Below are 19,862 nucleotides of genomic sequence, written 5' to 3'. Positions count from 1 at the left end.
ACTGTACAAAAGAATTTACCTGTAAAGTATATACGGGCACCTGCACAGAAAAGGAAAGTTATCCTAACCAAATATCCATGCTAAATAATAAATACCGACAGGCTTTTGGCGCCATGCGCCCCCAATACCAACGACTGCTCTATATCGGCTGTTTTAGATGGTCCGGCAATGAATACACCGAAACCCGTTTGCGGAGCGCCTATCTTTTCGTAGGCCTCATGCATGGTGGCCAATATCCTCTCTTTACGTAAAATAATGGCCAGATGCTGGCTGATAAAAGGCAACACCCTTACCTGCAACTCTTCTTCCGTTAGCCATATAGCGCCGTTTTCGGCTACCCCCCATTGTCCTTCCACAATGGCCATATCTACATCCTCCAACAGGTGAGGGGCTTCGTTTGCCCATGCACCACCAGACAGGTCAGGTACCCGGATGATGCGCTGCAGATCCGGATAATGCTGTGCCAGCAAGGCCGGGATTTCTCCTTCGTCTTTGATCTCAAAAAGTTGTCCTCCTAACAGTTCCAATACTTTGCGATACGCCTCCAATGTACCAGGCATATTGCCAGACAATCCCTGAAGAGATGGCAATACCGCAGCTCCGGGTTGATGTTGCTTTACTGCGGCCAGTATTTTATCCCTACTACTCATGAATATCTTTATTTTTCTTATACCATTCGGAGAATGACTGCATAGGTGGCGCCGGCATTTCCCGTTGTTTATACCACGGGTTGAAGCGGTTATTCACCATACCAGGGAAAGCACGCATCACCCAACGTCCCATTTTACCAGCCACTTTATAAGCACCGGGAGCAGACAATACACTATTCATTACTTTCATACTGGCGGTTTTAGCCGGCGCAGTATATCCTTCCTTCACCAACACTTGTCTCCATTTATATAATTGTTGATGTATATCTATTTTTACCGGGCATACATTCGAGCAGGAACCACAGAGTGTAGATGCAAAAGGTAGATCTGCATAATCTTTCATATCCAGGTTAGGCGCCAAAATGGCGCCTATAGGGCCGGCTACAGCGGTATGGTAACTATGCCCGCCACTACGGCGATATACCGGGCAGGTGTTCATACAGGCCCCACACCGGATGCACTTCAGGGAGTTACGGAAATCTTCCCTTCCCAACTGCCTGGAACGGCCATTGTCTACGAGCACAATATGCAGTTCCTGCCCTGCGCGGGGACGCCGGAAGTGACTGGAATAAGTGGTAATGGGTTGCCCTGTAGCGCTCCTGGCGAGCAACCGTAAGAACACGCCCAAGTGCCGGCGCTGTGGAATTATTTTTTCAATTCCCATACAGGCAATATGTACATCCGCCAGATGGGCGCCCATATCAGCATTGCCTTCATTGGTGCATACCACCATTTCACCGGTTTCTGCCACGGCGAAATTCACACCAGTGATGGCCGCTTTAGCTTGCAGGAATTCTTTGCGCAGGTGTTGCCTGGCAGCCGCCGTCAAAAATTGAGGATCTGCATTCCCCGCCGGCGTACCCAGGTGCTCATGGAACAACGCACCTATTTCCTCTTTCTTTTTATGGATACAAGGCAATACAATGTGGCTGGGCGGCTCTTTGGCTAACTGCACAATCCTTTCTCCCAGATCAGTATCAATCACTTCAATACCATGAGCCGCCAGGTGTGGATTGAGATGGCATTCTTCCGTGAGCATGGACTTGCTTTTTACCATGTGCTTTATGCCATGCCGTTGCAGTATGGCCGTTACAATATGGTTATGCTCAGCTGCATCAGCCGCCCAATGCACTATTGCGCCATTCTCCCGGGCCCGCGCTTCAAATTGCAGGAGATAATCATGAAGGTTGCCCAAAGCATTCAGCTTTATACGGGAAGCGGTTTCCCTTAATTGCTCCCATTCCGGTATACTCCAGGCCATGCGATCGCGCTTAGCCCTCACCCACCACAGCGTTTCGTCGTGCCAGTTTACTCTGGGCTCATCCTCATTAAAACGGTCTGCCAACGCGGCATGATCAACTGTTTGCCTGTTCATCGATATGTTGATTGAGAATTTCCGCTATATGCATCACCTTTATCCCTGCCTGTTGCCGGCGTAAAATACCTTCCAGGTGCATCAGACAACTCACATCTGTACCCGTGATTACCTGCGCTCCGTGCTTCATATGATCTGTTACCCGGTCTTTTCCCATTTTAACAGACACGGCCTCTTCCGTTATACAAAACGTACCGCCAAATCCACAGCATTCATCCTGCCGGTCCAGGGGTACCAATTCTACCCCAGCTACCATCTTCAGCAACTTTTCCGGTTTGGAGAAAGGGGCCGCCACCAGCTCGCTCATCTGCGATAAGGCCAATCCGCGCTGCCCATGGCAGCTCTGATGCAGCCCTACTTTACAAGGGAAACGTGCCGGCAAACTTTCTACCTGCAACACATCTGTCAGGAATTCGGTTAATTCATATATGCGTTCACGTATACCTGCTGCCTGTGTTTCCGCAGCCGGATCATGCAGATGCTCTTTTATATGTAAAACGCAACTGCCTGAAGGACCAACAATATAATCGTAACTACTAAAATTCTTTACAAACAGCGCATTACAGGAATGTGTAAGGTGCTCGTATCCTGAATTGGCCATTGGCTGACCACAACAGGTTTGCCCCTGCGGGTAATCCACTTCACAGCCCAGTTTCTGTAATAACTGCAGGGTAGCGATACCTACCTGCGGATAGAACTGGTCGATATAACAGGGTATAAATAATCCTACTTTCACAGGTTAAATAATTTAAAGGCTCCTTACTGACCTGCAAATTTAGCAGGCAAGGCCATAGTAATCCTACCTCTTTTTTACCGGTTACTGGCTTATTTTTCACTGTATAGCAGAAAGTGGAAGAAGGGTGGGGCACAAAATAAACAATCAGGGGATGTTTGCCGGCAGCTAGCTATTAGCAGTTAGCTGCCGGCAACAAAATAGGCAACGGAGCTTCTGGGCACTTAATCATTCATAATCTTTTCTTCCTGTTTCTTTTTCAGGTACCATTGCACCACGCGAATCTCTGCGAAGCTGGCGGCATCTCCTACCCGTTCCTTAATAGGACCGGCGGCAGTGGCACCCAGGTCGCCAATATGTTTTAGGATAAGGCGCATCGTTCTTTCCGACACAAAACGCTCAATATCCATTTCTCCTGCTTCCACACATTGGGCCAGGTGGGTTTCTATGGTACCTACCGCCAGCTGACGCGCGGCTGCAATATCTGCGATAGACTTACCTCCCAGGTAAAGTTCCAGCGTGCCTCTGCGGCTGCTGCCCTTTTCCACCTTACCTTTGGCTGGCTTTTCTTTAGCGGCAGGCGCTAATGCAGTGGCATCCGCCTCACGGAGCAGCGTGTAATCTTTAAGCCCTGCTGTAAAATCCAGGTCGGCATAAGACACTTCCCACACATGGCGCAACTTGTTCCAGCAATCGGATTCCAATCCCATGAGCTGCAACAGGTATTTCTTTGATTTGGTTTTCTTTACATCAGCGATATGCTCCTGCAAAGGCCGGATCAGGTCTTCATAGATGCTTTGGGTAAAATAACCGATGGCTTTATTCACCCTTTGCTGCAACTGCTCCATTTCGCCGGTTTGTACAGCTGTATCGAGCAACTGATGCAGCTGGTTCACAAATCTCGCGGCTACTTCATACTGCTGTTCTGCTTTGGCAGTCAGGTGGCGGCTTAATTTAATCGCAGCGTCGAAGTCGGGGAGTTTTTTATCCTGTATCCATACCGCATGACTGCGGATAATGGCTTGCATGCGGTACCAGTCGAACAACTGCAATAAGGAAGTAGCCTGGAATTTCTTCTTCTCCATTTCCAACAATACCACCAGTTCGTTGGGCTCATTTTCCTTCTCTGCAAACTCAATCACCTGCCGGTCGGTTTTAATGCTGCCATGCCCGATACGGGAATGCAGCACCAATCCTTCAAGCGAAGTACAACGGCTCAATGCCACATATACCTGCCCAGGCGCAAAAGCATATCCAGCATCTATAATTGCACGTTCGAAAGTAAGACCCTGGCTTTTATGAATGGTAATAGCCCAGGCCAAGCGGATGGGGAACTGGGTAAAACTGCCAATTTCCTCTTCCTCAATATTATTTTCCTCCTGATTATAAGAATAGCGGATATTACGCCAGGTTTCCTTACCCAGCTTCAGCTCTTCATGCGAGCCCGCCAGCACCAGTACAATTTCATCGTCATCTATTTCCTTCACAATGGCCAGCTTACCATTATAATAACGGCGGGGCTGGGCCAGGTCGTTTTTAAGGAACATAACCTGGGCGCCTATCTTCAATTGCAGCAATAATTCTGTAGGCAGCGCCTTATCACTGAAATCCCCTTCGATCTTTCCTTCAAAACGATGCACTTTGCCAGGCATATCTGCCAGGCGGCGGGCGTTGATTTCATCCGCTTTGCGGTTATGGGTGGTGAGCACGATATATTCTTCGTCTTCCCCATTAAAATTTGGGTGATAATGCTCATTCAACAATTGCAGATCTTCGTGCCGTACTTCATTGTTGCGTACCCTGTTTAATATGTCGATGAACACCTGCTCATTCTGCCGGTATATTTTTTTCAGTTCTATATACAGGGGCGGCGCCTGTTCTATTACTTTGGCTGCGAAGAAAAAACTACTGTTGTAATACTCGGAGAGCATGCGCCATTCGGCCTCTGGCACTACTGGCGGCAACTGATACAGATCGCCGATAAACAATACCTGTACGCCACCGAAAGGCAACAACGGCTTATTACGGAAATGCCGTAAAATTACATCTATAGCATCCAGCATATCGCAGCGCACCATACTCACCTCATCGATAATGAGGAGTTCCATTTCCTGCAGCAGCGCTTTTTTATCGTTAGTAAAACGAATATTGCGGAATAAACTATGTTTATCTGTACCACTGATTTCATCCATACCAAAACCTTTTCTGGCGCCAGGAATAAATGGCCCGAAAGGCAACTGGAAAAAAGAGTGCATGGTTACACCACCGGCGTTGATAGCCGCTACGCCGGTAGGCGCTATTACTACCGTATTTTTACGCGTATTTTCTTTGATGTATTTCAGGAACGTAGTTTTCCCTGTACCGGCTTTACCGGTAAGAAAAATATGGCGGTGCGTATGGTTTATGAAATCTGCCGCCAGGTGAAAGATGATATTCGAGTTATCTGGTTGGGGCATTTGATTTTAAATTGAAACCGCGAATATACGGAAAACATGTGACAACACAGGGTTATTGGGCACAACTAATTAAACCCTATACATTTTTTTATCCGTCTCCGTGATATGAAAATCCACATCATTTGAGTACCGAAGTGCTACGCATAGGCCTAATCACTGCACAGATCCTTGCAACGAAGTATTGATGTAGCGAAGGTAATATAACAATAACGACTATACGAAACTATACCCGTCGATCGCTGCATTTAACCACTCAGAGGCAGTATAAATACTTGTTCCCTTATCTGCATAAAAAAACTGCCCTGGCACAAAGCCAGGGCAGTCCATAACAAAACTATTATAAAATAAATTATGCCAGTCTTACGTTAACAGCATTCGGGCCTTTTCTGCCTTCTTCCACGTCGAATACTACGCGGTCATTTTCGCCGATGCTTTCTTTGATACCAGAAACGTGAACAAAAATTTCTTGTCCTGATCCTTCGATTTTAATGAATCCAAAACCTTTAGCTTCATTAAAAAATTTTACTACACCTGTTTGCATTATATTTAATATTTAATTGTGAACTTGTTCTCGCCATTATTTTACAGGCGGCTACCTGGGCGACTAGAAGAAAAACTGTAAGAAAAAGCTGAATGTGAGAGGTGATCTACCAACAGAATTGAAATACAATATCTTTAAGAAGCGCTACGAAGATAGGGGTTTATTGCATACAAGCCTAATTTATTTTAAGTTTTCCGTCGCTTCCATGGCGCACCTGTTGATCATTCCGCTTTAAAATATATTTTCGCATTATATATGAAACATCCTGATTCCTGGCGCATAAAAGCCATATTAACCGGATCGGCGGGCAACCTTGTAGAATGGTACGACTGGTACATTTACGCTACCTTCTCCCTCTATTTTGCGCCCGTCTTCTTTCCGCAGGGCAACTATACCGCCCAGCTATTGAACACGGCGGCGATTTTTGCAGTGGGCTTTCTGATGCGTCCTATTGGCGGCTGGATGTTTGGCCGGATTGCAGACCGCAATGGGCGTAAGGCTTCCATGACCCTATCCGTGTTATTAATGTCGATGGGCTCTTTACTGATTGCTTTTACCCCTTCCTATGAGTACATTGGCGTGGCCGCGCCCGCTTTATTGTTATTAGCCCGGCTCCTGCAGGGATTAAGCGTAGGCGGAGAATATGGCACTTCTGCCACCTATCTGAGCGAAGTGGCTACCCAGGCCCTGAGGGGGTTTTATTCCAGTTTTCAGTATGTAACGCTCATAGGCGGGCAACTGGTAGCCCTGGGTGTGCAGCTGCTTTTACAGCAAATATTCCTTACGCCCGCTCAATTACACGGCTGGGGCTGGCGTATTCCCTTTGTAATAGGAGCGCTATTGGCTTTTTTTGCCCTATATCTGCGCCGGCACATGCAAGAATCCATTTCTTATGAAAAAATTAAAAACGAACGGGAAAAGGGTTCCCTGAAACGGTTATTCCGAGAGCATCCAAGGGCAGTAATGACGGTAGTGGGGCTTACCATGGGTGGCACGCTGGCTTTTTATACCTATACTACCTATATGCAGAAATTTTTGGTGAACACCGTGCACCTGAGCATCGAGCACGCCACTGTTATTACTTTTTTCTTAATGTTGATATTTGCCTGTTTACAACCACTATTTGGCTGGGTATCGGATCATTGGGGACGTAAACCGCTGTTGATAGGCTTTGGCATATTGGGCACCTTGTTTACCGTGCCCATCCTCACAGGTATCAGCCATACTACCTCCGAATGGACGGCTTTCTGGCTCATACTCCTGGCTTTACTGATTGTAAGCGGGTATACCTCCATTAACGCCGTTGTAAAAGCAGAAATGTTTCCGGCCGAAATCCGTGCATTAGGGGTAGGGTTCCCTTATGCGCTCACTGTAGCTTTATTTGGCGGTACTGCAGAGCCGATTGCCCTCTATTTTAAAAAAACAGGGCATGAACCGTGGTATTACTGGTATGTTACCGTATGCATTTTTATCTCCCTACTGGTATACCTTACTTCCAAAGACACTAAAAAGACGTCCTTGCTGGATAAGGATGCGTGATTTCCCGGATGGTGCCATCCTGATGACCAATAATGAGACGGGTGGCATAGTGCAGAAACAGCCCATTTTCTACCACTCCCGGTATATTGTTGAGTTGATTATGCAGCGCAGCTGCATTGTGAATCTTCTCGAAATAACAGTCCAGGATATAGTTCCCGTTGTCTGTTATAAAGCGGTTATTGTCTTTCAGGCGTAACACCGGACGTGCGCCTATCGCTTCCAGGTGCTTACGGGTAAGCTCCCAGGCGAAGGTAACCACCTCCACCGGCAAAGGAAACCTACCTAATTGTTTCACCAGTTTTTGGTCATCTATCACTACCAGCATTTCTTTTGACGCAGCCGCAATAATCTTTTCACGCAGCAAGGCGCCTCCTCCCCCTTTAATTAGTTGCAACTGCACATCTGCTTCATCTGCTCCATCAATATCTATATCGATCTTCTCTACCTGATCAAAAGCTATCAGTGGGATCTCATTTTCCCTGGCCAACTGCTCCGACTGAGAAGAAGTAGCCACCGCCTTTATTTCCAAGCCCGCCCTCACCAGTTCGCCTATACGCAAAATGGTGTAATAGGCAGTACTGCCGGTACCCAAACCAACGGTCATACCCGGCTTTATATATTCGGCGGCCTTTTCTCCGGCTGCTTTCTTTCCGATATGTGTTTGCATAAAACAAATATAAGGAATCATTCGCCTTTAATTGTCAATCAACCATTTGCGTTTTTTTCCCTTCTAATAAAAAAAAATTCATTATTTTTTACTCTTGCCTGATTCGAAACTATTATTCATGCGTTCCGTACAACTCTTTGTTTGCCCGATACTGATAGTATTATTGATGTCCCTTTCCGAAATGGCCAGGGCACAAGCCTGTCAAGCGATTGGCCAAAATCCTGCATCCGCTTTCCCTGTATGCGGCACTCAAACATTTGAGCAGAAATCTGTGCCCATTTGCGGTTACAAATTCATACCTGGCCCTGCATGCAACAACCCGGACGATGGTATCCATCAAGATAAGAATCCGTACTGGTATAAATTCACCTGTTATAAAACCGGCACCCTGGGTTTTACCATTGTACCCAAACAACAGCAGGATGATTATGACTGGCAGCTTTTTGATATCACTGGTCATAATCCTAACGACGTGTATACAGATACCAGCCTGTATGTATTCATGAACTGGTCTGGTGAAAGCGGTAATACCGGCGCCTCATCGGCAGGCACCCTTTATGACGTATGCGGCGGTTATGGCTGGCCCCTGTTCAGTAAAATGGCTACGATCATAGCGGGTCATCAGTACCTGTTGCTGATCAGTCATTTTAGCAATAACCAAAGCGGCTATGAGCTTACTTTTGGCGGCGGTACTGCTATCATTACCGATCCCAACATTCCACACGTAGACCATGCCAATTACCATTGCGGTCCTTATGCGATAGGCATTAAACTGAATAAAAGTGTAAAATGTGCCAGCCTGGCGCCCGATGGCAGTGATTTCTCCTTTACTGCTGCCGGCAACAGGATCACTGGCGTTACTGGAATTGGCTGCAGCAATGGATTTGACTTCGACTCCCTGACCCTACAGCTGGACCATCCTCTTGCCCCTGGCACTTATACGATTACCTCTCAAACAGGCAGCGACCAGAACACACTATTGGATGCCTGTGGCAATGCGCTGCCCGCCGGAGAACAGCTTACCTTTACCGTACCGGTAACGCTACCGGTGCCCATGGGGCCCATTAAAGCCTTTCCCTGTGGTCCGGATCAACTACAACTGGAATTCCAGGATGGTATTCAGTGCAGCTCTATTTCACCGGATGGGAAAGACTTTCTACTAAGTGGTCCTTCTCCTGCAAAGATCATTGGAGCCTCCGGCTCCTGCAACAGTAATGGGCTTACCTGGCTGATTACCCTGCAATTGGATCAACATATCATACAAGCGGGAAACTATGTAGTTACCCTTGTACCAGGACCAGATGGCAACACCGTGGAAAGTGAATGTTGGCAGGAAACTCCTGCTGGCTCCTCACAGCCCTTTACGATTGCGCCACAACCCGCCCTGCTGCTAAATGATGCCACAGCGCCCGGGTGTACACCCACCACCCTCAAATTCGGTGTATCCGTTCCCGTACGTTGCAGCTCCATTGCCGCAGACGGCAGCGACTTCACCATCAATGGCCCCGTTCCAGTAAGCATTCTCAAAGCTACCGGCAACTGTGACAACAACGGGCTGGCAGACTCCATCACCTTGCAATTATCCGCACCCATCTATGTGGGAGGCAACTACCAGATCACCCTCACCGCCGGCAGTGATGGTAATACCCTGCTGGGAGAATGCTGGCAACCAGCCGCTCCCGGACAGCAAGTTAATATTCGTACGGCCGACACCGTATCGGCCGCATTCAGCTATACCCTGCAGCAAAACTGCCGCATTACCACCATGCAGTTCTTCCACAATGGCCTACACGGCGTAAACCAATGGCAATGGAATTTTGATGATGGTGATAGTTATACGCTGCAGTATCCCGTAAAAGTATATGAAACATTAGGTAATAAGCATATTACCCTCACCGTTTCCAACGGTGTTTGCTCAGACACCCAAAGTAAGGACACCCTGCTCCGGAGTGAAGTTACCGCGCTGTTCGACGTATCCCCAGGCCCCTATTGCCCGATGGACCTGGTACTGCCGGTCAATAAAAGCCTGGGGGAAATTAAGTCTTACTCATGGGATTATGGCAACGGCGCCACCACTAAGGGTGCAACGCCGGTACCCATGCAGTACTACCCTACACAAAAAGAGCAGCAATACCTGATCCGGCTGATCGTAGCCAACAACGTTCAATGCCAGGATACCGCGGATCATTACATACAGGCTGTTTCCAGTTGCTACATAGACGTGCCTACCGCCTTTTCACCCAATGGCGACGGGCAAAACGACTACCTCTATCCACTGAACGCCTATAAAGCGGTAGACCTGCACTTTGCCATATATAACCGCGTAGGTAACCTGCTGTTTGAAACCACCGACTGGCGCATCAAATGGGATGGCACCCTGAATGGGAAACCTTCCGACATTGGCACCTACGTATGGATGCTGGAGTATACCGAAAAAGAGAGCGGCAAAAGAGTATTCCGGAAAGGCACAACGGTATTACTCCGTTAAACCCATTTTTGGAATTCTGGTCCGACTCCATTAATTTTTGCATTGAAAAAGGTTAACAAATTGAAAATACCCTCTATATTAGTGATAGCAGCCTCTTTGCTGACGGGAATTGCCCATGCGCAAGACTCTACCGCCATCAAGGCAATTAATGCCGGCAGTTTTGCACAGCATATCAAACAACTCGCCTCCGATGCGTTTGAGGGCCGCAAGCCTTTTACCCGTGGAGAAGACAGCACCATCCAATACCTGGCAGCCCAATTCAGGAAACTGGGCCTGCAACCCGGCAATGGCAACAGTTATTTCCAGGAAGTGCCCATGGTATCCATCAGTTCAAAGCCTGCCGGCGACCTGGTGATCAAAGGCAGCAACGGCACTGTATCCCTCCAGTACCTCGACGACTACGTAGCGGCTACGCGCCACGTACAGCCACAGGTGAATCTCCGCAATACTGAACTGGTGTTTGCCGGCTATGGTATTGTAGCGGCGGAATATGGCTGGAACGACTATAAAGGATTGGATGTAAAAGGGAAAACGGTAATCGTTATGATCAACGACCCCGGCTTCTCCGACAGCACGCTCTTTAAAGGCCATACCATGACTTATTACGGCCGCTGGACCTATAAATTTGAAGAAGCTGCCCGTCAGGGTGCCGCCGGAGTGATTATTATCCATGAAACAGCCGCCGCCAGCTATCCCTGGAAAGTGGTACGAAGCGGATGGTCTAATTCTAAACTGTACCTGCAAACATCCGATAACAACCTGCATCGCAGTATTGTAGAAGGGTGGATCACTCAGGATGCCGCAAAAAAAATATTCCAGCTGGCCGGCGTTTCTCCCGACATCATGACGCAAGCTCGTACCAAAGGATTCCGGCCGGTAGACCTACATTTACAAACCTCCCTGGTGATCAATAACACCATCAAAACATCCACTTCGCACAACGTGCTGGGCGTATTACCTGGCAGCAGCCGCCCGCAGGAATGCGTAGTATATTCCGCACATTGGGATCATTTTGGGATAGGCGAAGCCGTTAACGGAGATTCTATTTACAATGGTGCTGTAGACAATGCCACCGGCACAGCAGGACTGCTGGAACTAGCCACTGCATTCACACAACTACCGCAGCGGCCTGCCCGTTCCGTGTTGTTCCTCTCTGTAACCGGCGAAGAACAGGGCTTGTTGGGATCTGAATACTATGCTTCCCATCCTACCTTTGCACCGGAAAAAATAGTGGCAGACATTAATCTCGATGTACTCAATACTTTTGGCCGTACAAAAGATATTACCATTATCGGCTACGGCCAATCAACATTGGACGAATATGCCCAACGCGCCGCCGCCAAGCAAAGACGTGTTACCGTAAAAGAAGCCAACCCGGAAGGTGGCTGGTTTTTCCGCTCCGACCATTTCAACTTTGCTAAAAAAGGGATCCCTGGCCTGTATATAGGTCCCGGTACAAACGTTATTGGGCACGAAGCCGGTTGGGGTCAAGAACAGATAGCTACGTACAACCGTTTACGTTACCACTCCCCTGCCGACGAGTTTGATCCCGCCACCTGGCAGCTGGATGGCATGGTGGAAGATGTGCGCCTGCTATTCGATGTGGGCTATCACCTGAGCAATGAAAATAGTTTTCCTCAATGGAAGCAAGGATCAGAATTTAAAGCATATAGAAAATAACTGACGACATGGTTTTATTTGGATTGATAATGATCGCGCTGATCCTGTTCCTGTACTTTACAAATATGTACAGTCGCTGGCAGCGGAAAAAAAGTGCCGTACCCACAGATTACCGGTCGCTCTTACAAACAAACGTACGCTACTACCAACAACTATCGCCGGAAGAAAAAATCCGCTTCGAGTCTATGGTGCAACGCTTCCTGAAAAGAACACATATTGAAGGCGTAGGCGCTACAGTAGAACCACTGGACCGGGTATTAGTGGCCGCCAGCGCCATTATCCCTATCTTCGGTTTTAAAAACTGGGAATATTTCAATCTCACCAATGTGATCCTTTATCCTGATACTTTCGATGAAACCTATCAATATGAAGGTGGTCGCCGCAATATTCTCGGCATGGTGGGCAGCGGCGCCCTTAATGGACAAATGCTTCTTTCCCGGTCTGCATTACGTGAAGGCTTCTCTAATACTACCGACAAACAAAATACCGCCATCCACGAATTTGTACACCTGCTGGATAAAACCGACGGCACCATCGATGGCTTGCCTTCCAAATTACTGGAACATAGCTATAGCATTCCATGGATGAAACTTGTGCACCAAACCATACAACAAATCTCTGAAGGACATACAGATATTAATCCTTATGGCGCCATCAACGAAGCAGAGTTCTTTGCCGTGATCTCAGAATACTTCTTTGAGCGCCCAGACCAACTGGCAGAAAAGCATCCAGAACTATATGAAATGCTGACACGGATTTTCAGACAAGATCCGGGAAAAATGGGAGGGAAATAAGGGTAATTATGTCCCGTAAATTTCTGAATTTACCTCGCCACTTTTTGGGGACAAGACCATCTGTAAACTTATTTTCTGTACAACATAATATTAATTTATTAATAATGAATTCCTTATAAGCAGCTTCTTAATTTCTTCCTGGCTTAACTGAAGTGCTCCGATTCGCTTCTCAATATGCTTCAATTGTTTTGCTCTATATCTTTCATTATTTACTTGCGTGTCTATTTTCTGATATGGCTGTACCTTGGTAATCATGTTCCCAATAATTATAGCCAGCTTTCGGGCTGTAGCGGTAATAGCAGCTATCCGTCCCATTCTTAAGGCAATTCTTTTGAAAAAAGGTGTTAGGTCATGATCTTTTTGGTTGCCAATGGAGTTAGCTGCCTGTCGTAGTACGGTGGCTATATAGTTTTTGCCGCAGGGGGTATGTCTACTAATAATACGCCTCCACTTATTTTATTATTAGGAACCAGTCGCAACCAGGAAGCGAAGCTCTTTGCGGTAGGAAATTTACGAAGATCATGACCAATATTGGTTAATAGGCAAAGAACTGTAGTATGACTGACTCCTGAAATTGCAAAAAGATCCGTGCCAAAATATTGATACGCAATCCGTGAAACATTAAATCCCGGTGCGTGCTTTCGATCTTTTTTCTTAGTCTGATTTAACATTTTTTCTTCTTCTGAGGTTAGTGGCAATTTTTCAGAAGTACATTTTATTAATAACCTTTCAATAGTTTGGTCCCATTCTATGAGTGCTTTTTCATATAATTTATAGAAGTTTAGAGACGCACTTAACTCAAAAAGTAATTCTTCGCGCCACCATCCATGGAGAGAATCTGCAATCTCCTGCTTAGTTTTTTTACCCGTACGTCTACCAGCGAAGCCAAATAATAGGGATCACGATTGCCTGCTAGATGGCCTCCACAATGCTTACCCCAGATTTACCAACAATATCTCTAATGGCTATATCCAATCTGATATTCATAAGTCGTAGGGATTTTTGCATTTTACAAACATACGATGCCGCCTGATCTATTAGGTGCTGACGATGATAATAATAAGTTCGAAGTTCCTAAAGCATATGACTTAACAGAAAACTTCCCGACAGCAATCCTAAAGAATGTAATTTCTGTATCCATATACAATCACTCACGTCTGTTTTGCGGCCCTTAACATTCTTTGTCTGATTACCTCCTACTAATAAAACTTCAAATCCTGCTCTTTGCAATGCGTTAAAGAGCATCTGCCAATAACTACCTGTATTTTCCATAGCAACAGTAGTAATACGACAGCTTTGCAAATAATTAATCAGCTGCTCGTGACCCTTTGTGTAAACACCAAATTCACGGACATTTTCTTTAATTTGGTCTATAGCTACAAAGTGGCTGCGAGATCCTACATCTATGCCCGCCGCATTTAAATTCACTACCTGGAGAGATACTTCTTGCTTTGCCATCGATTTACTTTTATGGTGGAAAAACAGCCTTCAGGGAAGGCTATTTTTGAATAATAAAGTTTTTCTGTACGGGATTCTTCTATAAGGAGATCACCAGTTAATTCAACAAATGCCTCTGTTTACAGAAGAGGCATTATACATTCCAGCCCAGATTTCAGGAAGGACTAAAAGTGCCTTTATAGGTTCGAGGCTTGTCTCTAAAGGGCCACAAATTTAAGAAATAAATATAGGTAGCCCCCATTGTCTTTGTTATTCAACGGAGATTTGCGCAGTCTTATGATTTTAGGACGGGACAGGACTATCTGGTGGGTGAAGGCATTAACGTTCACTTTGATAAAAAACGTTGCAACGTATCCAGGACATTGAGAAGCTCGATTAGGATACCAAAAAAAGGTGTATTGACGATATCATTCAAAATACGAAGGTCCAAAAGGCCTTTAACTGTCAGATTAAGTATTGACTTCTACAGTTTTAGGACGAGACATACCTCCTCGATTCTTTTATCTCCAATAGAAAAATAAAAAATTTATTACAATAAAAAACGCAGGCGTTGTTGCCTGCGTTCTTCTTCAACCAAGATTATTCCTTTAAACTTTCAAACCATCTAATGTGATTCCTCTAACAATTAAAACTTTCTAAAAGTATACAAATAAATGTTGTCCCCTTTTATAAGCTTTAATGTATCTGACTTAATTGGCTTCATAATATAATCTCCGATTCTAGCAGTATTAAAGAAAGGCATATTATTATTCAATTCATTTGTTATAGGAATGAAGCCATATTTCTTATCACTTTTATCTAATTTAAAATAAACAACGCCTACACTAACTGTCATGTCACTAATCTTACCATCCAAATCAGCCTCATAAAAAAGATCAAAGTTCCGTTTTGCTCTTTTCTTTACTTTGATTGATTGATACAATATCGCTGACACTACTATCATTGCTAATAAAATAAGTATCAAAGTTCTCTTTGCCATAAATTATTTTCTAAAATCTTTCAATATAAAAGTATTACTTACTCCTGCAGAAGCATTTACCGGAGCAGCTCCAGCCGGAAGACCCAATCCAGCGTTTAACGAAAACGATACAATACCTTTACCGACCGGGGTACTGGTATATCCTCCCGTCAATCCTAATTTAGCAACAGCAGAAATTCCAACACCACCAACATATGTTACATCACCTTACCCAATACTTGTTTGCAACATACCTCTGTTAATATCGCTAACCGGTCCAAGATAAGAAGCCCCGCCCAGATTTAATGTCGCATCCACAGAAAAACCTCCGGCAACTGTTTCAGTAGTAGTAATAACAGGCTTTATTGAAGCCTCAGGACCCCGAAGTACCCAGTTTAACTCAACACTAGTGCCAGCCCCAACACCAAAAACACCGCTAAACCCTACCCCTGCATTAACAATATCTGGAACTACCGCTCTTGTTGCAGGAGCATTCCATGCATTGCTTATCATGCTACCTAGCTTTCCGAAGAAGCTTTTATGTTCACCTCCAGTGACTTTAACTTCATTTGTAGAAGCCGTAATATATTGGTCTTGACCAACATTAACCTGATCTCCTTTCTGAATTGGCGTGGTTGAATTTGCTGATACTGTATCCAATCCTAATGGATCAATATATCTTAATGGGTTATTTAAAGCGTAATTATAAGGAGTGACGTCATAATGCTTCTCTGCCAATAAGTCAATACCCTTCCATCTCCCGATCTGGTGATCATACATCCTCGCACCATAATCATACCACTCCAACCCACTGCCATCTCCGAACTCTTTCGATTGCAGTTCCTTGCCGTTATATTTCAAACGGTTCTCCGCATAATTGCTTCCTTTGAGTGCATTTGAACTTATCCCACTCATCGCGAGCCCAAACGGATAATAATGCGTCTCCTCAACAATTTGTAGTTCTTATTTAGTAGGTGCAACAAATTTTATATCAGACGTTACATTTTGATTGTTCCAAAATATCTCGTCATTTACTATATTAAACAACAATGATGATAATACTATCTCCATATCCGGTTCTTGAATTTTCTTTAGTATTTGATACGATCTCCAGGTATTAGACTTAATTGCTAAAACTCCTATCTTTAAATTAACAAAGTATGACATTTCACCATCTGCAATGCCCTGATCTCTTATCAATTTGTAAATTTTATAGTTTGTCCCATTTATTTCATAAATATGCTCTTTCTCTAATATAAGTTTTGTGGAATCTCCACCGAAAATACCAGTCCATTTGCCAAATTGTGAGTCGTACACAATAGTAAAAGTATCACGATGTGACGTATAGATAAACCTGTTATTTTTTGTTGTTTCACGCTGAAGATCATAGTTTATAAAATATGCGCTATCCTTTCTTATATTTAAATAAAATACACTGTCCTTTGATAGAATCGGGGATAAGTCTACTTTTTTTTGGTATCCCCTTATACAAGAGGTAAAGATCAAAAAATAGAATACAGAAATAATAATTCTCATAGCTAATTTATAAAATCGTTAATCTTCCTATTTATGTAGTCTTGTTCGCTTTTTACTTTTCCCGCTGCTTTTTGTCTTTCATAATCCGGGTTCCAAACCGCCCGATTTTCCTGATAAAAATTATATCTTTCTTTATACCATTGAGTAGATGCTGGTTTCATCCAGTCTGCATGTTGCATTGACGCTGGCGCCATGGCTTCATTTGAGACCAAGGTTTGCTGATCTATTCTAACATGCTGTGTTTCATGCAGGATTGTCTCTGCATTTTCAAGACCAATGTCAGTTTCATTAGCGTCAAACTTTATCATAAATTTTAGATAGTCCGTTTTGCTCGTTCCGGAAGCAATACTTCCAACACCTTTATAAACCTGGTTAGTCTCCAATTTGGTCTCCGTGCCGTCTTTCTTATTAACTTTAAATACAGTGGTATTACCTGAGCGCCCATTAGTATCTTCAACCTTAAATGTGATATTAATGTGACCAAGCTTACCGCCTGCACCAAACAATTTTATGAATTCCTTCCCTGCTTTTGACTGACTCCATGTTTGATATGCTTTTCCCCATGTCTTGTCTGTTCTGATTTGTCTATCATTAATGGTATCACCCAAGAAATCCGCATATCGAACAGGGTTGTTATTCATAATTGCATAAGGACTTTGGTATTCGGTTACCTTTGGATCTATTTGGTACCATCTTCCTATCTGTGGATCAAGATTTCTATAAAACGCGTCATACTGATTAAGATCTAAATCAGTTGTATGTTCTATACCGTTAAACTCCTTCCTGTTCTTTGAGTAATTCGCTCCCTTCAAAGCATTAGAACTAATCCCCGCCATCGTTAACCCAAACGGATAATAATGCGTCTCCTCCAACATCGGCCCTGAATGAACCCCTAATACCACATCATCAAAATAAACCTCCCGTTTACTTTCATTGCTGGTATATACATAAAGGAAACCGCTCTTCATCATTACCATTTTCTCCTGGCTCAGTAGCTGTAACTGGTCTGGAGTGGCCTGTACCTGCTTTACGCCACTATTTTCTTCTACTAATTTAAACTGATCGTCGAATAAAACAAAATTCAGATAAGCCTTAGGCCGGTCTGGTTGACCCGCATTCGGAGCTTTGGCTTTCAGTTGCTGATATTCATCATTATAAAAGTTAGTATTAAACGTTTCCGACTGATCGGATGAGATGCCATGTTGGGTACCCGATGCAGCGCCATTAAAAGCCTGTACCAGTGCGGTCAGCATAGCCTTATTGATACCATCCGGAGAAGATACAGATGAACCATTCGATTTATAAAATGCTTTAGCGCCTATACTCACGGTATCGCCAGCCATTACGCGCAACACTATAGAGGGACCTATTTTACTACCTCCCTCATCAGCGGTTAATTTAGCTACCGACCGATTATCATTGTCATCTGCAGGATATCCTACCGGCTTAGGCACACGGGAATTATCTATATTACTAAATAAAGCATTTTCTTTTGCCGCATTGGTGGTTTCCATCGTCGCCGCATACATCGAGAAATCTGATTGTTCTGTCAGTACCATTCTTACGTTGCCAAGGTGGTCTTTCTCAAAATAATCCCATGCAAAAACTACCGGCTGACCGGTTGAAAAAACAGTACGTATACGGCCTTCTTCGTGGCTTAGCAACTGTAATGTGTCATTTTTATACACCAATCCACCCAAATAATCGGTTACAGTGGTTAAAGCCGGTGATTTTGTAATATCTGTAACTGTTTTGCTTAATTTGTTGCCTGCGGCATCATATTGGTAAGCAATTGTTCCTTTTCCATCAATTGAAATACTTTGCGGCAGGTTCAGGTGATTATAAACAATAGCAGCAATCTGCTTATTCTGATCTTTTATCAGGTTACCATTGATATCATAAGCATAATCATCATCGCTATTAGTGCCATTGATAAAGTCTCCCAATTGGGCACTTGTGGTATTGGCAACATCTCCCACCGATTTCAGACGGTTACTATTGTCTATATAACTGTATGTAAGCTGATCTATCACTGCAGAGCTGGCGCCAATCATCCCCTTCTGCATCATGGTCATAATATTACCGTTCTCGTCATAGTTCAGGTTCCCCACAGAAAAGTCCTTGCTGTCTCTGTTCCATCCTGCCGAATTTTGCTGGGAAAAATCTGCAACTGTAAGCCGGTTTACACGATCATAGTCATAACCATATGCGCGGGCAATCTCATCTGAACGGCTTTTCCACTTGATACCTGCAATGTTGCCATTATATTGATTATTTACAAAGCCTCCATCATAGGACAATTCCTGCCCAAACCAGTTGGTGGTACCGGAAGCTTCATTACTATTTACAAATGCTTTATTAATACCACTCAGCCATCCCCGTATGTTATAATCATAATTGAGTGTATCCAATTGCGTGGTGGTACCGGTTACTCCCAAACGCTTCCGCTTCAACTGCCCTAATTCATCATAGGAATTCTCTGCAATTGTTTTTACCAACTCAGGACGATCATTTAACTGCTTTTTCACGCGGAGCAAGCGATCCATCTGATCGTATTCCATAGTGGTCAATACTGTTGTCTGTGGCAATGTTGTACTGCGGGGTACTGTATGACTCAGATAAGTACTGAGCACCTTTCCGCTGAAATCATAGCGGCTGGTTAAAACGTCCTTACCTCCGGTATGATTATCCCCTATGGTCTGTATAACCCTGCCTTTGTCATCGTAATAGATACTGGAGACTAACCATTGGTCTGTTCCTAACACCCGCACTTTGCTTCCTGTAGGTAAACCTGTTGTCATCACACTGGGAGAAGACGGTAAGTCTTCTGCATAAGGATTGCTTCCAGCAGTTAACTTTGCCACGTCCTTCGTTTCGTACGACTGATTACCTGCATAATCGTAGTGATCATAATAGCTATAGGTGAGTGGTGTTAACAAGTGAACAGGTAAATCCGGAATAGGATTATTAATATTAGTAGGCCCCCC

Annotated in this window: 16 protein-coding genes; 4 read left to right on the top strand and 12 right to left on the bottom strand. The window is 44.6% G+C overall.

What is annotated here, in order from left to right; genetic code table 11:
- Positions 1-80: 80 nt before the first annotated feature.
- From ACDQ55_RS18040 to ACDQ55_RS18020, 5 genes are all read right to left on the bottom strand, one after another.
- Complete coding sequence (locus ACDQ55_RS18040; RefSeq protein WP_420982866.1) at positions 81-650, bottom strand: LutC/YkgG family protein; 570 nt, start codon at positions 648-650, stop codon at positions 81-83.
- On the bottom strand, positions 643-2,025 hold the full coding sequence (locus ACDQ55_RS18035) for a lactate utilization protein B (protein ID WP_420982865.1): 1,383 nt from the start codon (positions 2,023-2,025) through the stop codon (positions 643-645). Before ACDQ55_RS18035 ends, ACDQ55_RS18040 begins: the two co-directional genes overlap by 8 nt.
- On the bottom strand, positions 2,006-2,761 hold the full coding sequence (locus ACDQ55_RS18030) for a (Fe-S)-binding protein (protein WP_420982864.1): 756 nt from the start codon (positions 2,759-2,761) through the stop codon (positions 2,006-2,008). The genes ACDQ55_RS18035 and ACDQ55_RS18030 overlap by 20 nt, the downstream gene beginning before the upstream one ends.
- 221 nt (positions 2,762-2,982) lie before the next feature.
- A complete protein-coding gene (locus tag ACDQ55_RS18025) occupies positions 2,983-5,214 on the bottom strand; it encodes a helix-turn-helix domain-containing protein (RefSeq protein ID WP_420982863.1) in 2,232 nt (743 codons plus the stop codon).
- Positions 5,215-5,563: 349 nt separating this feature from the next.
- Positions 5,564-5,755, bottom strand: a complete 192-nt coding sequence (locus tag ACDQ55_RS18020; RefSeq protein ID WP_079472790.1) for a cold-shock protein — start codon at positions 5,753-5,755, stop codon at positions 5,564-5,566.
- A gap of 255 nt (positions 5,756-6,010) precedes the next feature.
- Here ACDQ55_RS18020 and ACDQ55_RS18015 point away from each other — a divergent pair, with 255 nt between their 5' ends.
- Positions 6,011-7,294 carry an MFS transporter gene (locus ACDQ55_RS18015; RefSeq protein ID WP_420982862.1) on the top strand — a complete coding sequence of 428 codons (1,284 nt, stop codon included), beginning with the start codon at positions 6,011-6,013 and terminating at the stop codon, positions 7,292-7,294.
- Here ACDQ55_RS18015 and rpiA read toward each other — a convergent pair.
- Positions 7,260-7,961: a ribose-5-phosphate isomerase RpiA gene (gene rpiA / locus ACDQ55_RS18010; RefSeq protein WP_420982861.1), complete on the bottom strand. Its 702-nt coding sequence runs from the start codon at positions 7,959-7,961 to the stop codon at positions 7,260-7,262. The two genes, ACDQ55_RS18015 and rpiA, sit on opposite strands and share 35 nt — an antisense overlap.
- Positions 7,962-8,079: 118 nt before the next feature.
- Between rpiA and ACDQ55_RS18005 the strand changes: the two genes are divergently transcribed.
- From ACDQ55_RS18005 to ACDQ55_RS17995, 3 genes are read left to right on the top strand one after another with little or no spacing between them, the layout of a single operon-like run.
- Complete coding sequence (locus ACDQ55_RS18005; protein ID WP_420982860.1) at positions 8,080-10,449, top strand: gliding motility-associated C-terminal domain-containing protein; 2,370 nt, start codon at positions 8,080-8,082, stop codon at positions 10,447-10,449.
- 60 nt (positions 10,450-10,509) lie between these two features.
- Positions 10,510-12,129 carry a M28 family metallopeptidase gene (locus tag ACDQ55_RS18000; RefSeq protein WP_420982859.1) on the top strand — a complete coding sequence of 540 codons (1,620 nt, stop codon included), beginning with the start codon at positions 10,510-10,512 and terminating at the stop codon, positions 12,127-12,129.
- A gap of 8 nt (positions 12,130-12,137) precedes the next feature.
- Positions 12,138-12,923 carry a zinc-dependent peptidase gene (locus tag ACDQ55_RS17995; RefSeq protein WP_420982858.1) on the top strand — a complete coding sequence of 262 codons (786 nt, stop codon included), beginning with the start codon at positions 12,138-12,140 and terminating at the stop codon, positions 12,921-12,923.
- A gap of 401 nt (positions 12,924-13,324) precedes the next feature.
- Here ACDQ55_RS17995 and ACDQ55_RS17990 read toward each other — a convergent pair whose 3' ends face one another.
- The 6 genes from ACDQ55_RS17990 to ACDQ55_RS17965 all read right to left on the bottom strand — a co-directional run.
- Entirely contained in the window at positions 13,325-13,594 is a 270-nt protein-coding gene (locus tag ACDQ55_RS17990; protein WP_420982968.1) for a transposase, read from the bottom strand.
- A 403-nt stretch (positions 13,595-13,997) separates the two neighbouring features.
- On the bottom strand, positions 13,998-14,381 hold the full coding sequence (locus tag ACDQ55_RS17985; RefSeq protein ID WP_420982857.1) for an IS110 family transposase: 384 nt from the start codon (positions 14,379-14,381) through the stop codon (positions 13,998-14,000).
- Positions 14,382-15,006: 625 nt separating this feature from the next.
- Positions 15,007-15,360: a hypothetical protein gene (locus ACDQ55_RS17980; protein WP_420982856.1), complete on the bottom strand. Its 354-nt coding sequence runs from the start codon at positions 15,358-15,360 to the stop codon at positions 15,007-15,009.
- A gap of 207 nt (positions 15,361-15,567) precedes the next feature.
- Entirely contained in the window at positions 15,568-16,293 is a 726-nt protein-coding gene (locus ACDQ55_RS17975; protein ID WP_420982967.1) for an RHS repeat-associated core domain-containing protein, read from the bottom strand.
- Positions 16,294-16,302: 9 nt separating this feature from the next.
- Entirely contained in the window at positions 16,303-16,875 is a 573-nt protein-coding gene (locus ACDQ55_RS17970) for a hypothetical protein (RefSeq protein ID WP_420982855.1), read from the bottom strand.
- 2 nt (positions 16,876-16,877) lie between these two features.
- Positions 16,878-19,862 (bottom strand): RHS repeat-associated core domain-containing protein (locus tag ACDQ55_RS17965; protein WP_420982854.1); only part of this gene is annotated, 2,985 nt, incomplete at its 5' end.

This window comes from Chitinophaga sp. 30R24 (genome assembly GCF_049056765.1).
GTDB lineage: Bacteria > Bacteroidota > Bacteroidia > Chitinophagales > Chitinophagaceae > Chitinophaga.
Note: the sequence above shows the minus strand (reverse complement) of the source record. Positions and strands in the feature narration are given on the sequence as shown.

What these genes read in the sequence shown, in the direction of transcription:
- ACDQ55_RS18015 (WP_420982862.1), top strand. Translation starts at nt 6,011, where the DNA reads ATGAAACATCCTGATTCCTGGCGCATAAAAGCCATATTAACCGGATCG.
- ACDQ55_RS17990 (WP_420982968.1), bottom strand. Translation starts at nt 13,594, where the DNA reads ATGTTAAATCAGACTAAGAAAAAAGATCGAAAGCACGCACCGGGATTT.
- ACDQ55_RS17985 (WP_420982857.1), bottom strand. Translation starts at nt 14,381, where the DNA reads ATGGCAAAGCAAGAAGTATCTCTCCAGGTAGTGAATTTAAATGCGGCG.
- ACDQ55_RS18040 (WP_420982866.1), bottom strand. Translation starts at nt 650, where the DNA reads ATGAGTAGTAGGGATAAAATACTGGCCGCAGTAAAGCAACATCAACCC.
- ACDQ55_RS18005 (WP_420982860.1), top strand. Translation starts at nt 8,080, where the DNA reads ATGCGTTCCGTACAACTCTTTGTTTGCCCGATACTGATAGTATTATTG.
- ACDQ55_RS18035 (WP_420982865.1), bottom strand. Translation starts at nt 2,025, where the DNA reads ATGAACAGGCAAACAGTTGATCATGCCGCGTTGGCAGACCGTTTTAAT.
- ACDQ55_RS18020 (WP_079472790.1), bottom strand. Translation starts at nt 5,755, where the DNA reads ATGCAAACAGGTGTAGTAAAATTTTTTAATGAAGCTAAAGGTTTTGGA.
- ACDQ55_RS18025 (WP_420982863.1), bottom strand. Translation starts at nt 5,214, where the DNA reads ATGCCCCAACCAGATAACTCGAATATCATCTTTCACCTGGCGGCAGAT.
- ACDQ55_RS17980 (WP_420982856.1), bottom strand. Translation starts at nt 15,360, where the DNA reads ATGGCAAAGAGAACTTTGATACTTATTTTATTAGCAATGATAGTAGTG.
- rpiA (WP_420982861.1), bottom strand. Translation starts at nt 7,961, where the DNA reads ATGCAAACACATATCGGAAAGAAAGCAGCCGGAGAAAAGGCCGCCGAA.
- ACDQ55_RS17970 (WP_420982855.1), bottom strand. Translation starts at nt 16,875, where the DNA reads ATGAGAATTATTATTTCTGTATTCTATTTTTTGATCTTTACCTCTTGT.
- ACDQ55_RS17995 (WP_420982858.1), top strand. Translation starts at nt 12,138, where the DNA reads ATGGTTTTATTTGGATTGATAATGATCGCGCTGATCCTGTTCCTGTAC.